Origin of the sequence: Bdellovibrio sp. HCB288 (assembly GCF_047305935.1) — a bacterium.
In the GTDB taxonomy this organism is placed as follows: Bacteria; Bdellovibrionota; Bdellovibrionia; order Bdellovibrionales; family Bdellovibrionaceae; genus Bdellovibrio.
On record NZ_CP178619.1, the window covers coordinates 1,154,135 to 1,168,073 of the forward strand.

Annotated in this window: 13 protein-coding genes and 1 tRNA gene; 6 read left to right on the forward strand and 8 right to left on the reverse strand. The window is 46.0% G+C overall.

Annotation, left to right across the window (positions count from 1 at the left end; all coding sequences use genetic code 11):
* Positions 1 to 23 precede the first annotated feature (23 nt).
* Positions 24 to 782, reverse strand: a complete 759-nt coding sequence (locus ACLVWR_RS05580; protein WP_413582897.1) for a L,D-transpeptidase family protein — start codon at positions 780 to 782, stop codon at positions 24 to 26.
* 277 nt (positions 783 to 1,059) lie between these two features.
* On the opposite strand from ACLVWR_RS05580, the gene ACLVWR_RS05585 reads away from it, so the two are divergent.
* Positions 1,060 to 1,479 (forward strand): hypothetical protein, encoded by a 420-nt coding sequence (locus tag ACLVWR_RS05585; RefSeq protein ID WP_413582898.1) that lies wholly within the window; start codon positions 1,060 to 1,062, stop codon positions 1,477 to 1,479.
* 174 nt (positions 1,480 to 1,653) lie between these two features.
* On the opposite strand, the gene ACLVWR_RS05590 is transcribed toward ACLVWR_RS05585, so the two are convergent.
* From ACLVWR_RS05590 to ACLVWR_RS05605, 4 genes are all read right to left on the reverse strand, one after another.
* Positions 1,654 to 1,729, reverse strand: a tRNA-Val gene (locus tag ACLVWR_RS05590).
* Between the two features lie 83 nt (positions 1,730 to 1,812).
* Positions 1,813 to 2,364 (reverse strand): hypothetical protein, encoded by a 552-nt coding sequence (locus ACLVWR_RS05595; RefSeq protein ID WP_413582899.1) that lies wholly within the window; start codon positions 2,362 to 2,364, stop codon positions 1,813 to 1,815.
* Between the two features lie 11 nt (positions 2,365 to 2,375).
* The gene (locus ACLVWR_RS05600) at positions 2,376 to 3,479 is read right to left on the reverse strand and encodes a helix-turn-helix domain-containing protein (protein ID WP_340598023.1); all 1,104 of its coding nucleotides are present in this window, start codon (positions 3,477 to 3,479) and stop codon (positions 2,376 to 2,378) included.
* A 185-nt stretch (positions 3,480 to 3,664) separates the two neighbouring features.
* On the reverse strand, positions 3,665 to 4,564 hold the full coding sequence (locus ACLVWR_RS05605) for a LysR substrate-binding domain-containing protein (RefSeq protein WP_413582900.1): 900 nt from the start codon (positions 4,562 to 4,564) through the stop codon (positions 3,665 to 3,667).
* 94 nt (positions 4,565 to 4,658) lie between these two features.
* On the opposite strand from ACLVWR_RS05605, the gene ACLVWR_RS05610 reads away from it, so the two are divergent.
* The gene (locus ACLVWR_RS05610; protein WP_340598025.1) at positions 4,659 to 5,768 is read left to right on the forward strand and encodes an S-(hydroxymethyl)glutathione dehydrogenase/class III alcohol dehydrogenase; all 1,110 of its coding nucleotides are present in this window, start codon (positions 4,659 to 4,661) and stop codon (positions 5,766 to 5,768) included.
* 8 nt (positions 5,769 to 5,776) lie between these two features.
* Positions 5,777 to 6,613 carry an S-formylglutathione hydrolase gene (fghA, locus tag ACLVWR_RS05615; protein WP_413582901.1) on the forward strand — a complete coding sequence of 279 codons (837 nt, stop codon included), beginning with the start codon at positions 5,777 to 5,779 and terminating at the stop codon, positions 6,611 to 6,613.
* Positions 6,614 to 6,632: 19 nt separating this feature from the next.
* Here the strand turns inward: fghA and ACLVWR_RS05620 are convergent, their stop codons facing one another.
* The 3 genes from ACLVWR_RS05620 to lon form a co-directional block, all read right to left on the reverse strand.
* Positions 6,633 to 7,481 carry an EamA family transporter gene (locus tag ACLVWR_RS05620; protein WP_413582902.1) on the reverse strand — a complete coding sequence of 283 codons (849 nt, stop codon included), beginning with the start codon at positions 7,479 to 7,481 and terminating at the stop codon, positions 6,633 to 6,635.
* A 24-nt stretch (positions 7,482 to 7,505) separates the two neighbouring features.
* Positions 7,506 to 8,435: a carboxymuconolactone decarboxylase family protein gene (locus ACLVWR_RS05625; protein ID WP_413582903.1), complete on the reverse strand. Its 930-nt coding sequence runs from the start codon at positions 8,433 to 8,435 to the stop codon at positions 7,506 to 7,508.
* Between the two features lie 139 nt (positions 8,436 to 8,574).
* Positions 8,575 to 11,094 (reverse strand): endopeptidase La, encoded by a 2,520-nt coding sequence (lon, locus tag ACLVWR_RS05630; protein WP_340598029.1) that lies wholly within the window; start codon positions 11,092 to 11,094, stop codon positions 8,575 to 8,577.
* 338 nt (positions 11,095 to 11,432) lie between these two features.
* On the opposite strand from lon, the gene ACLVWR_RS05635 reads away from it, so the two are divergent.
* The 3 genes from ACLVWR_RS05635 to ACLVWR_RS05645 all read left to right on the forward strand — a co-directional run bounded on the left by ACLVWR_RS05635 (position 11,433) and on the right by ACLVWR_RS05645 (position 13,878).
* Complete coding sequence (locus ACLVWR_RS05635; RefSeq protein WP_413582904.1) at positions 11,433 to 12,956, forward strand: ATP-binding protein; 1,524 nt, start codon at positions 11,433 to 11,435, stop codon at positions 12,954 to 12,956.
* On the forward strand, positions 12,953 to 13,342 hold the full coding sequence (locus ACLVWR_RS05640) for a response regulator (RefSeq protein ID WP_413582905.1): 390 nt from the start codon (positions 12,953 to 12,955) through the stop codon (positions 13,340 to 13,342). The genes ACLVWR_RS05635 and ACLVWR_RS05640 overlap by 4 nt, the downstream gene beginning before the upstream one ends.
* 86 nt (positions 13,343 to 13,428) lie before the next feature.
* Positions 13,429 to 13,878 carry a hypothetical protein gene (locus ACLVWR_RS05645; RefSeq protein WP_413582906.1) on the forward strand — a complete coding sequence of 150 codons (450 nt, stop codon included), beginning with the start codon at positions 13,429 to 13,431 and terminating at the stop codon, positions 13,876 to 13,878.
* Positions 13,879 to 13,939: the final 61 nt, after the last annotated feature.

The window sequence follows — 13,939 nt, forward strand, 5'->3', positions numbered from 1 at the left end:
TCAAAGTTTGGGTCAAGACGCGATTAGTACTCTTCAACAATCACGATAGAACTAAAGCCAACTTTAGTTTGTGCCTTGCCGTTCTCATAAACTTGACGGCCAGTTCTTGAATCGATCACTGGCATATGGCCTTTATCAGCTCTTACAACTGCTTCGTGGATCAAGTTGATTGGACCGGATTTAACGCGAACACAGCCACCAGAAGCACGGGAACCCAATGCCGCAACACCATTCGCCTCGCCGCCTACGATATCTGGCGGAACCTGGTGAATAGCCAAACCGCGTTTGTCATTAAAGAACATCGCATAAGGCATCATGAATTTAGACTCACCTGAGCGATAGTCATAATTGTAAACGCGTTTGATGTTATAGAAACCGCGTGTTGTGTGTCTCCAGTGAGATTCACGAGAACCTTTGAAGATACCGTTTACGATACCTTTGAATTTGCCGATGTATTCAAGCTCTTCAGTGCCAGTGGATACGTTCGTCGACAAAACCAAGCGGCGGTTTGTGTAAAGACGAAGTTTCTGTGCGCCAGGTCCACGAGCTGCTTTATTGATAACGATCACGTTAGTGAAATCGTTGTAGTCAGTGTCACCTGCAAGGTATGCCGCTTCGTTAAAAAGAATACCTTTTGGAGCTTCGTAAGCATCTTCAACCATCAAACGCTTTGCTGCTTCTTCACGCTTGGAAAGTTTTAGAGGTTGCTCTTCAGGGATGGATTGAGCAAATGCTGCCAAAGAGAATGTGGACGCCAAAAGCGCTGCCAGTACAAGTTTCATTGAGACTCCTTACAAAACGTTCTGGTACTTTCAATCAAGTTCCATTCGAGGAGTCAGATAGCTTAGGTGCCGTTGGAAATCATTAGTTTTGTGGAAAATGGAACAAATCACCATACTTCGCACACTTAAAGTTAATCACCTTTAATCAAAAACGGCCTACTTTGCAGTTGACCGCTCAATAAACGCATAGCGTCGCGAGCCATCTCTCGACTTCCCACTCTATGGCGGTGGGCCTACGATTGTTGTTCAACAAGATAATCCTCAAAAGGAATTGAATATGAAAAACCTAGCTCGCTTTGTACTTCTGATCTCTCTTTCTATACTTGGCTTCGCTTGCGCACATCACCGCGACGTCAGACCGAGTGCCAGCGGCGATCACAAAGTGATCCTGAATCAGGAAGACAAAGAAGCTGGATATAGAGATGCCATGTCTCAGGCAGAAGACTACTGCAAGCAAACCGGTAAAATGCCACTTATCGTGACTGAAGGATCAAAATACCAAGGCAACATGGATGAAGGCACATATCAAAAAGCCAAAACCGCTTCCAAAGTAGCCCAAGCAGCCGGCGGAGCAGTCTTCGCATTGGGTGGCCAAACAGAATCCACCGTGGGCGGCATCACAGGCCTTGGCGGTTCCGTAGCCCGCGGCGCTCTAGGAAACGGCTACCGCTACGAACTTGTTTTCCGCTGCCAATAATATCAAGTCACCCAAAACCAATACACAAAATCACATGGAGTTATCTGCCAGCGGCAGATAACGACAAAACCAGAACGTCGATTTTAAGGGGATGTTCTCTTTAGAAAATACTTCGGCGAAGCCGAAGTGCAGACAGTACAAATTAAAAAACCCGCTTTAGGCGGGTTTATAATTTGGTAGGGAGTACAGGATTCGAACCTGCGACATCCACCTTGTAAGGGTGGCGCTCTACCAACTGAGCTAACTCCCTATTGGTAAGAAGGACCTATGTTTATCTGCGTCCTTCTGACTTTGCAATAACTTTTTTAAATATTTTAATAAATTTCTTAAGGCCTAGCGAGACACACACGTTTCTTGCGAGAAGCGGAAACGTGATGAAACCTTGGACAGCTGTAAGTTCACCATTTCACTGGTAGTTTTAGCTTCCAAGCTGCCTACAGAAAGAACCATCACAGAGTTTTTGTAGAGATTACCTGAGACCGGTGGCTGAGGTGAGTTCTCCAAGCTAAATGATGTCAGTCTTAATCTATATACAGTGCCACCACAGCTGGTCATTTGCGCCAGGATGTTTTTCCCAGTCTCAAAGCCCACGCCTTCAGCCAACACTCTGCGAGTTTCCCCGTCAATTTGTCTGACCAAAAGTTGGCGACCACCGCTGGTCTTTTCTTTCACAACTTTAAATGCGAAATAAGACACGTAATCGTCTTGTTCGATTCTCCACAACCCTTGGATATCATCCCACGGGAACGGCTGAGCCGAAGACCATGGCCAAGGAATTGGTCGGTTGTCTCCAGACGGCATGATCGTACCTTCGTCATTCGAAGGATAAGCATGACCAACACTGGAAAAGATCAAAAGAGCTGCTAGTAAAATATGACGTAACATGAAATTCCCCTTTAGTGCTCGAAATGAATGCGAGCAGCTTTATTCATGTAATAGCCGTTTTTGGCTCTAAAAATATATTTTGGTTTTTCGTAATCTGGTTCGATCAGTTTACGCAGACGTTTGATCGTCACGTAAATCTTATTGTCATGAACAGCCGGATCATACGGTTGTTTCCAGACGTTCTCGACCAGGAATTCCTTGGAGTAAATCGTGCCTTGGTTCTGAACGAACAGGCGCAATAGATCCAAAAGAATGAACTGATTTTTGAAATCGATGCGACCCAGCTTGCGCTCGGTAACCGCATGGTTAACTTCATCAAACACAAGGTCGTAGCTGTGTTGAGAATCCGCTCCGATTTTAGAAGCATAGAATTGGGCAATTTTCGCTAGGCGAACGTGGTTTTCAGTGTCGATGGATTTTTGTGCCAAAGACAGATAAACACGCGCCAGATCTTTTTCGCCCATTTCGAAGTACACATCACCCAACTGAATCATCAGGTAAGACGCAGAAACCACATTACGAGTCTCTTTCAAAGCATCATATGCTTTCCAAAGAACCGTGATGGATTCCTCATACTTTTTCATCTGAGCCAGAATGTTACCATTCAGGATCAAAGCAGAAATTCGAAGCTCTGGAAAATTATAAACCTGGAAGAAAACTTCAAGATTGTAGATCTCTTTCAGGGCGTCCGCATAGCGAGCGACTGAAGGATTGGAGTAAACCATCGCAAGACCAAAAATAGCATTGCAGATGTCTTCCTTATTATCCGTAGCAAGTGCCAGCGCCAGGGCCTTTTGTACGTAATCAAGGGCATCGTCCGTCTGATTTTTGTAAGACGCACATACCGCAAGGAAGTAGTAAGTTTTAGAATTAAGTTCGAAGCCTTCTTTAAGGACAAGGTCTTGGAGTTTTTCCTTGGTCGCATTAATGTCTTCGATTTGTTCGCGTTCGGCAAAAATACGCAACAAAAGTGTTTGGCACTTCAAATAAGCAGAATGATTTTTCTCGGCGAAATAGCCATTAGCTGCTTCGCGGAGATGGTCCGTTGCGGGACCGAACTCTCCACGATCGCAATACAGCTTGCCGAGCTCATAGGCGCGATCGAATTGACTCATAGAAATTAAAACTCCAAATATTTCCAGATTCTGAGGAACGACAGGTTCTGTCAGATTGTCAGGATATCGTCAATGCGAGATGCGGGATGTTGCTCAAAAAGTGAGCATACTGAGAATTGATTTCAGTAAATTAATGTTCTGAGCTGGAACGGATGTAGTTGCTCAGCGCATCATTTCGTAATCACTTAAAAAAGTACGTGTTTGAAGTCGTCCGCGAGGTGCTTTTTCACTTCCTGAATAAAAAGCTTCACATTGATGTTCTGCTTATGGCGAACCGGAGTTACGGCCCAGATATCTTTTTTACCTTCATTGTAATTTTCCAAAACCGAAACAAGTCGGCCGCGCTTTATATCCTCAAAAGCATAAGAACCAGGGAGTCTGGCGATTCCCAGTCCCGCCAAAGCCGCTTTATGCAAAACCCGGGGATTGTTACTTTTAAAATTTCCCGAGATCGGCACTTGAAAACCTTTGCCGCGTTTTTTGAAACTCCACGAACTGCGCTCCCCGATGCAATTGTGATGAATCAAATCCGCCGGCTCGTTCAGTTTCGGTGCGGAGGCAAGATAACTTTTGGTACAAACAATGTATTCAAAACGCGAAGCGATTTTTTGCGCCAGCAACGATGAGTTTTCCAAATGCCCAATACGAATCGCCACATCGAATTTTTCCTCAATCAAATCCACAATGCGAGTTGAGAAATTCAATTCCACCTTAAGCTCGGGATAGCGCTTAGCCATCTCCACCACAACAGGCGCGATATAGTCCTCACCAAACACGCCTGCCAGAGTCACGCGCAAGCTGCCCCGCGGAGTATCAGACAAATCCAGGATTTCCTGTCTGGCCAGATCCAGATTCTTCAATGACTCACGGCAGGTTTGCAAATACCGCTCACCCACGTGCGTGAGTTGAACTTTTCGGGTGGAGCGGACGAAAAGCGCAATTCCCAGATCGCTTTCAAGCTGTCGGATGTTTTTGCTAATATGAGACTTCGATACATCCAGAACCTCGGCTGCTTTTGAAAAGCTTCCGGATTCAGCAACTTTGACAAAGGCAATGATTCCCTGGAGCGACTTTATTGTTTCCATGCAGAAACAGTATTGTTCCTTTCACTGGCTAGTCAAGTAAGTGCTATGTTCATATAATTTCCCTCATCAATAAGTTCAAAGTTAAGGAGTCATCGTGAAGATCAAAGCCGCAGTCGCATGGAAGGCCGGAGCCCCACTTTCAATTGAAGAAGTGGATCTGCAAGGACCAAAAAAAGGGGAAGTTCTGGTTAAAGTTGTCGCAACCGGCGTTTGCCATACTGACGCATTCACATTATCCGGTGCGGATCCAGAGGGACTATTCCCCGTGATCCTGGGCCATGAAGGTGGCGGTATTGTCGAGGAAGTCGGCGAAGGCGTGACGACTCTGAAAAAAGGCGATCATGTGATTCCGCTTTACACACCGGAATGCAAAGAGTGTAAGTTCTGTCTGTCTGGTAAAACCAATTTGTGCGTGCGCATTCGCGCCACTCAAGGAAAGGGTCTGATGCCGGATGGCACTTCCCGTTTCTCCAAAGATGGAAAAATGATTCATCACTACATGGGTTGCTCAACATTTGCGGAATACACAGTTGTTCCGGAAATTGCCCTGGCAAAGGTAAATCCTGCAGCACCTTTGGAAAAAGTCTGTTTGCTGGGTTGCGGAGTGACGACAGGAATTGGCGCAGTACTAAATACGGCCAAAGTTGAAAAAGGCGCGACAGTTGCGGTGTTCGGTTTGGGTGGTATCGGTTTATCCGTCATTCAAGGTGCAAAAATGGCCGGCGCTTCCCGTATTATCGCCATCGACATTAATGATGCGAAACGCGAAATGGCTGAAAAATTCGGCGCCACTGATTTCGTGAATCCCAAGAATCATGACAAACCCATCCAACAGGTGATCGTAGAGATGACAGAGTGGGGTGTGGATTATTCGTTTGAATGCGTGGGCAACACCAGCCTGATGCGTGCGGCACTTGAGTGTGCACACCGCGGATGGGGCCAATCCATCATCATCGGCGTAGCCGGAGCTGGACAAGAGATCTCGACACGTCCCTTCCAGTTGGTTACCGGTCGCGTGTGGAAAGGCTCCGCCTTTGGTGGCGTGAAGGGCCGCACCGAACTTCCAGGCTATGTTGATCAGTATATGTCAGGAGAAATTAACATTGACGACATGGTTACTTTCGAAATGCCGCTTGAAGATATCAATAAAGCCTTCGATTATATGCATGAAGGCAAAAGCATTCGTTCAGTCATCAAAATGTAGGAGCAACGATGGAAGCAACTCTTCTGAAGTCCCATAAGACATTCGAGGGAAAAACCCAGTTTTGGGAACACGACTCAACGTCGACTAAAACCAAAATGAAGTTTTCCACGTTTATTCCCACAGGCTTGGTGAAGGGTTGCGTGATCTGGCTGTCCGGTTTGACCTGCACAGATGAAAATTTCATCACCAAAGCCGGTGCGCAAAAGTATCTGGCAGAGCACCAGTTGATGGTCATCTGCCCGGACACTTCACCCCGCGGATTACAACTCCCGGGCGAGCACGAGGCTTACGACTTTGGCTCTGGTGCCAGTTTCTATGTCGATGCGAAAACTGAAGGCTACAATGCCCACTACAACATGTTTTCCTATATCGCGAACGAGCTTTTTGATTTGATCCAGTCCCAATTCCAAATTCCTAAAAACAAAATCTCCATCATGGGTCACTCGATGGGCGGGCATGGTGCCTTGGTGATTGGCCTTCGTGAAAGTCAGAAGTTTCAATCCATTTCGGCGTTTGCACCGATTGTTAATCCCACCAAAGCCCCTTGGGGCGTTAAAGCCTTCACCGGCTACCTGGGTGAGGATCAGGATACCTGGAAACAATATGACGCCACAGAATTGATTCGCAGTGGAGCTCGTCACAATGGCACCATACTTATCGATCAGGGCCGCGCCGACGAATTTTTCATCAAAGGTCAGCTTTTAACCAGTAATTTTGAAAACTCCTGTGAAGGGTCTGGTCAGAAAGTAAAAGTAAATTACCGTGATGACTATGATCACAGCTATTACTTTATTGCGACCTTCATCGAAGGGCACGTCAAGCATCACGCGAGCTTCTTAACTTAGTTCACAATACGGCTGTTCTTCACAAACTTAGAAGGACAGCCCCGGTGCCGACGATCAGCGCGCCAATCAATTGAATTCGCGTCAGGGATTCCTTAAGCAGGAACGAAAACAAAACCGCAAAAAATATCGAGGCGTTTCTGAGTGAAATTGCAAATCCAGGAACGGAAACCTTCAGGCCATACAGAAAAATCACGAAAGACAAATTTGCGGCAACTCCGGCGGCAACGGCTTTGACGGGTTCAGTTCTTAGAATTTGCTTTACTCGAGTCACGCGCGATCCTTTGATCGCAAACCACAAAAAAGGCCACGATATGACCATGGCAACCGCAAACAGACTTTTCGGCTCTGCTCCGTGGTGAAGCGCCTGATGATAACTTAGATGATATCCGCCGATAAAAATCGCGCACACCCAGGCCCACGGCACTTTCGCAAACCAACTGCCATTTTTCTCTGAAATCTTTGAGGGTGGAAAACTGAGAATAACGATGCCGCCCAAAACCGCAAGCGCCCCCACGGTCTGCAAAACTGTCGCCGTTTCACCCATGAAGGTCGTGGAGATTACCCATACAAAGATCATCGCTCCACCTCGCATGATCGAGTAGGCTTTGCCCAATTGGCTTTGCTTAAGTGACCACGCCAAGGTCACGAAATAAGCCCCTTCAAAAATGCCTGAAAGCAGAGCGTATATCAGCGGAGTGCCCGCGTTGAATTTGTCTGACATAAATAACAGTGAAATGGCAATAACCAGATTACTGACCGTCATTGCCACAAACAGGAATGCCTCTTTGTCCTTGGTGGTTTTTGCAATCGCGTTCCAACTCGCATGAAGGAACGCAGAAGATAGTAGTAACAGGGCACTCGTGTTCATCGAGGCCCATCATACGCATCGGATCTATTTGCGGGAAGAAATTTGTTTATTCAACTGTGTTTTCCGATCTTCCAGACGCTGAAAAATCTGATCCACTTCTCGCTGAAAATCCTTTTCTGGTTGCTGAAGACCATTTAGAAAAGTGCTCCAGTGACGCGTGATTGCGGCCATCGCGACTGTTTCACGCATTTGCTCTTCGGTAGCGCCATGAAGTTTTGCAAACTCTGAATAGATATACACGCAACGTTCGCAGGAAGTTTGCGCGGAAACAGCATAACTAATAAGATCAATGGTTGCCGGAGACAGAGGAGATTTTGGATTCATGCTTAGCATCTTGTGTTCATTCCACGCACCCGCGACGCCTTTGGCGGCATAGGATTTGATGAAGTTTGGCACGATCCCCACCGTTTTTTCCATATCCTTGTGGGCAGCGTTGACATCGCCGACCAACGGCGACGGCTTGAGTTCGCTCATCTCCGCGGGCTTTTTCTTGCGCAGGAACTTAATCATATTATCCACGTCCATTTTAAACTTGGGCATTTCAATGGGAGAACCCTCCCAAAAAGTTGCCCATTTTCGGGTGTCTGCTGCAACCGCGATCGCATAGTTTATTTCCTGAGGAGTTGCGCCATTAAATTTGGCTGCGCGCTTATGAAAATACACGCAATAAGTGCAAGGGATCTGCGCCGCCACCGCCACCCCGATCAGCTCTTTGGTTTTCGGAGTGAGTGCTGTTGTGGGATTCAACTGAATGTCGCGAATCTCCTGCCAGGCGCCGGAAATAGCCTCCTGAGGAAACTCCTTCATATAAGTCGGAACCATATCAAAAGTCGCACGAATCTCCTCATAAGCCGCTTGCGCCTGGGGATTCTGAGGAGCCATACTTTCCGGTTGTGCTGCATACGCCACAAGAAAAAATAGTAAGGGAGCCAATAAGGGAAGGATGACTTTCATAAGGTTCTCCGATGTGTGAATACCTAAATCCTAAACACACCAAAGATCATCCGTTAGACCCAGCTCCAAAAAACAAAGGGCCGGTCATCTGACCAGCCCTTCGCATTCAATTACTTCTAATTTCTAATGTCGTTCACCACTAGTGGTGAGCAACATTCTGTTGGCCAGTGTACTGAGCCTTGATACCAAACTCGCGTTCCTTTTGGATTTTGAAGATCTCTTTTGGATTTTTGATATCCAAAGCGTTGATCAACACTTGATCCACATGGTCCACAAGGATGACTTTCAAGTCTTTCATCACTTCCTTAGGGATATCCTTAAGATCTTTTTCATTCTCTTTAGGACAGATGATCATCTTGATGCCACCACGGTGAGCTGCCAGAGTTTTCTCTTTCAAACCACCGATCGCCATTACACGTCCGCGAAGGGAAACCTCACCAGTCATCGCAACAGTGCGCTTAACCGGGATTTTCGTGATCGCTGACACGATGGAAGTCGTCAATGCGATACCTGCTGAAGGACCGTCCTTAGGAACAGCGCCTTCCGGCAAATGGATGTGCACGTCGATGTTCGCGAAGTATTCTTTGTCCAAACCGAACAAAGGACCTCTGGAACGTACGTAGCTCATTGCTGCCGCACAGGATTCTTTCATCACGTCGCCAAGTTGACCAGTAACTGTGAACTTGCCTTTACCAGGCACAACGCTCACTTCGACTGCCAACAAGTCCCCGCCCACTTCTGTCCAAGCCATACCGTTCGTAAGACCGATTTCGTTCTCCGCCTCGATTTGACCGAACTTGAATTTGTGAGGGCCCAAAAGCTCTACCAGTTTTTGTGAAGTTACAACGTAACCTGCATTCTTACCAGTTTCCGCTTTCGTTGAAGTCTTCGCTCCTTTAGCACCTTTCTTAGCTGCCACTGTTTTACCAGCGGCTTTCTTAGCAGTGCCTTCAGATTTGAAGTCATTCAAAGTTTCATTCATCACGATATCTTTAGCTACTTTACGGCAAACGTTTGCAACTTGTCTTTCAAGGTTACGAACGCCGGCTTCTCTTGTGTAGAAGCGGATGATGTCGCGAATCGCTTCATCTTTTACCGTTACTTTGTGATCTTTCAAACCATGGTTTTCCAATTGTTTTGGCACCAGGTAGTTTTTCGCAATGTGGAACTTCTCCTGCTCGATATAACCTTCAAGCTGGATGATTTCCATACGATCCAACAATGGACGTGGGATTGTATGAAGGCTGTTCGCCGTTGCGATAAACATTACTTTTGAAAGATCGTATTCAACTTCAAGGTAGTGATCCTGGAACGTAGAGTTTTGCTCTGGATCCAAAACTTCAAGCATCGCTGCTGAAGGGTCACCTCTGAAGTCATTCGCCATTTTGTCGATTTCATCCAGAAGAACCAGTGGATTGCCTTTATCAACCTTGCGCAAAGCTTGGATGATTTTACCTGGCATTGCACCCACGTATGTTTTTCTGTGACCGCGGATCTCTGCTTCGTCTCTCACACCACCCAAAGAAATACGTGCGAAAGAACGATTCAAAGATTCAGCGATTGATTTCGCCAAAGACGTTTTACCTACGCCCGGAGGACCTGCAAGGCACAAGATAGGGCCTTTCATATCTTTCGAAATCGAAAGAACAGCTAGGTACTCAAGGATACGGTCTTTAACTTTTTCCAATCCGAAGTGCTCGTCATCCAAAATGCGCTGAGCATTTTTGATGTCATGTTTCTCTTCGGAGTAATCCTGCCAAGGAAGTGACAAGATCCAGTCGATGTAGTTACGAACAACTGTCGCTTCCGCTGACATCGGTGACATAAGCTTCAATTTCTTGATCTCTTTCATCACTTTGTCTTTAGCTTCCTGGGACATTTTCTTGTTCTTACATTTGATCTCTAGATCCTGAAGCTCTGCTTGGTAGTCGTCTTTCTCGCCAAGTTCTTTTTGAATGGCCTGCATTTGCTCATTCAAGTAGTACTCTTTCTGAGAACGCTCCATTTGTTTCTTCACGCGAGTGCGGATCTTTTTCTCCACTTCTAGGATTTCGATCTCGCCCGTCATCAAGTTCAACAAATGTTCCAAACGTTTGCTTGCATCGATGATCTCAAGAACTGCCTGCTTGTCTTCAAGCTTCAAGTTCAATTGAGCCACGATAATGTCAGCCAACTCACCTGGATTCTCGATAGTAGAAACTCTCATCAAGATTTCAGGTGGGATGCGTTTGTTCAATTTCACGTATGTTTCGAAAGTCGTTTTCACCGAGCGAACAAGCGCTTGGGCTTCAACTACGTTCGTGCCGTCTTCGTCCAAGGACTCAACCGCAACCATGAAGAAGTTTTCGTTGTTTACGAAATTCTTAATCTTTACGCGACGTTTGCCCTCTACCAGAACTTTCACAGTTCCATCCGGAAGACGCAGCAACTGGATGATCGTACCTACGGTACCGATTGTGAAGATATCCTTGGGCTCGGGATTGTTCGTTTTAGCGTCCTTTTGCGCCGCCAATACGATATCGGTTTGCTTGCTCATCGCTTCTTCCAGAGCATTGATACTCTTTTCGCGACCTACAAACAGAGGCATCATCATATGTGGAAATATGATCAAATCTCTTAGGGGCAAAAGCGGTAGTTGTGTGACTTTTCCCTCGCTCATATCCTCTCCCTCCCTTGGGTTAACGAGCTTCTTGTACGATTAGAACAAGAGGATGTTCATTCAGGTTAATTTAATCCGTTAAAACCTTAGCGAATCCTTCCTTATTTTAACTATGGTAACTAATGCGTGGGAAGCAATATGTGGAACCAGAAATATAAGTCTGGCCCCTGTCAGTTTAGACCCCAAATTTTGCCTATTTTTGAGGCATAATTGGCGCCGACGGACCTGCCGCTTCCGAATCCTTAAAATACGTGAAAAATAGAAAAACTTTCCTAATTGTAATACCTGTACGAGAGATTTTCGTCCCCTTTTTTAAAAACTTGTTCGATAAGTGCTATGTGACACGTAAAGAATCCAAATGGTCCAATACCAACTCACTGAGCCTAAAGTTGCTTATCGCAACCTGGGCCGTCAGCTCCTTTGCCACGTTAATCCTAACGGCGGGGCAGCTTATTTTGGATTACCAAAAGGATTTCGATAAGCTACAGAACAACTTCTCCATCATTAAAAACTCCTACTTGGACTCCATGGCCGAGCATTTGTGGTCTTATGACACTCGCCTGTTGGAAATCCAGCTGGATGGACTAAGCCGTCTGCAAGGTGTGAGTTACCTGAAATTGGTTGCCGATAATAAAACCATCTACGAAACCGGCATTACGGATCCTGCTGAGGAAAGTCATCGCAGCTTTGAGATCCTGCATAAGAACACCAATGAAGTCCTGGGCACCCTGGAAGTCGAGCTGGATATCAGAAACCTGCGTGAGAAATACTTCCACGAGGCTATCTGGATTTTCATCCGCCAGGCCGCAAAAACCATGATCGTGGTTTTCTGTTTGTACTTCATCTTCAATCACATTGTGGTTGTGCACATTAAACGCATTGTTGAATATTTGACCTCTGACGAGCGCACTCGTGGTGAATTGCATTTGGACCGTCAATCCAGCGAAGTGAAAGACGAACTCGACATTCTGGTCGACTCCATCAACCAATTCAAAATCGAACTCCTGGAAGCAAACCAGCAGTTGGAGCAATTGAATCAGGCCCTTGAACACAAGGTGATGAATCGTACGCGCGAATTAACGACAAAAAATCAGAGTCTTGAAAAAGCCATGCTTCAGATCAAACGAATGCAGGCGACTCTTGTTGCGCAAGAAAAACTGGCGTCCCTGGGTAGCCTTACAGCCAGCGTGGCCCACGAGATCCGCAATCCACTGAACTTTGTACTGAATTTCAGTGAACTTCTAAGTGAGTCTGAGGATAACGAGGAAATTCGAGAGATCAGTCGTGTCATCTTAAAACACAGTCAGCGCATCGACCAAATCGTTCGCTCCATGCAGATTTTGTCGGGCTATGACAGTGACATTCTGGAAAACACTGATATCAACGAAATCGTTAAGAAGGCCTATCAACAAACGATCGCCAACCGCGCGTTGGGCTCTGCCTATATTCCTCCGAAGGTGAACTATCGTCTTACTGAATCCATTTATGCTCAGGCGTATTCCGCTTCCCTGATGAGAGCCTTGTCAAATATCATAGACAACTCCATCCACGCGCTTGAGAAGAAAGTTTTAACTGAGAAAAATACTGAACCAGAGCTGACTATTTCAACTGCGGTCCGTGGGGACAATGTGGAAATTTCGATTCGTGACAATGGTATCGGCATCCCATCTATATTGGGAGAAAAGGTCTTTGACCCATTCCTCACAACCAAAGCACCCGGAGAAGGTGCTGGACTTGGTCTCACCGTTGCGTTTAACATTGCTCAAAAGCACGGTGGCACATTAAAGTACACAAGTGAGTTTGGTCAGTGGACTGAATTCGTGATGTCGTTACCTATGGTTCACGAAAGAATTCATGCATGATTCATATTGTGGTCGTCGATGATGAGGCAGATACGCATCTGCTTTATAAATTGAAATTTAAAAAGTTCTTCGCTGACCTTGGCGGAGTGAAACTTGTTTCATTTCTAAGTGCGCTTGACTGCCTGAACTACCTGCGTGTTGCCGACACTCCTAAAGTTGACCTCATAATGTCAGATATTAATATGCCCGAGATGGATGGTTTTGAACTTCTTCAGGAAGTTCGCAAGACGAACACCACCCTTCCTTTCTATGTGGTCAGTGCTTACGAATCCTCCGAATTCAGAAATCGCGCTGAGCAACTTGGCGCACAACGCTTCCTCAGCAAGCCCGTCGATTTCCACGCCTTGGGCGAAGCATTAAAATCCGATCTGAACCTATCTTTGTAATCCAACGTATTCTTCCATTTACTTTGGCTCCCCTTTTATAAGTTTCGTATAAGAAGAACACTACGAAATAACCAAGGAGGACCTCAATGAAGAAGTTCGTTTTACCTTTGCTACTGATGGTTTCTGGAAGTATTCCCGCTTTTGCAACACCTCTTACCGCCGACAATATTGTGGGCCGCTACAATGTCGAAGCATCTTATATGTTCCAAAAGGCGTATATGAAGTTTCACGTCATGAACAACAAGGAATTTGAAATCACCCGCTATCACAAAGACGGGCGCACTGAAGCCACCTGCCAAGGTTCATTCATAGTGACCAATAAATCATTCTATGACGAATACGGCATACGCAACAACAATGGCCGCTACTTCAAAGGTGTCTTCACCTGCCCCAACGATCGCTCCAAGAAAATCGACTTCAACATCGACTACAAAAACACCCAGCTTGAAGATCTGCCAAAGGGCGTAAAGGTCACGGCCACCACCTCCATGGTCCCAGGCGCAACCCTAAAGGCCTACGTAATCAAACTACCCTAGAAAAACAAAAACCCCAGAGATTTCTCCCTGGGGTTTTCACTTCGATTTTCGATTATCGATT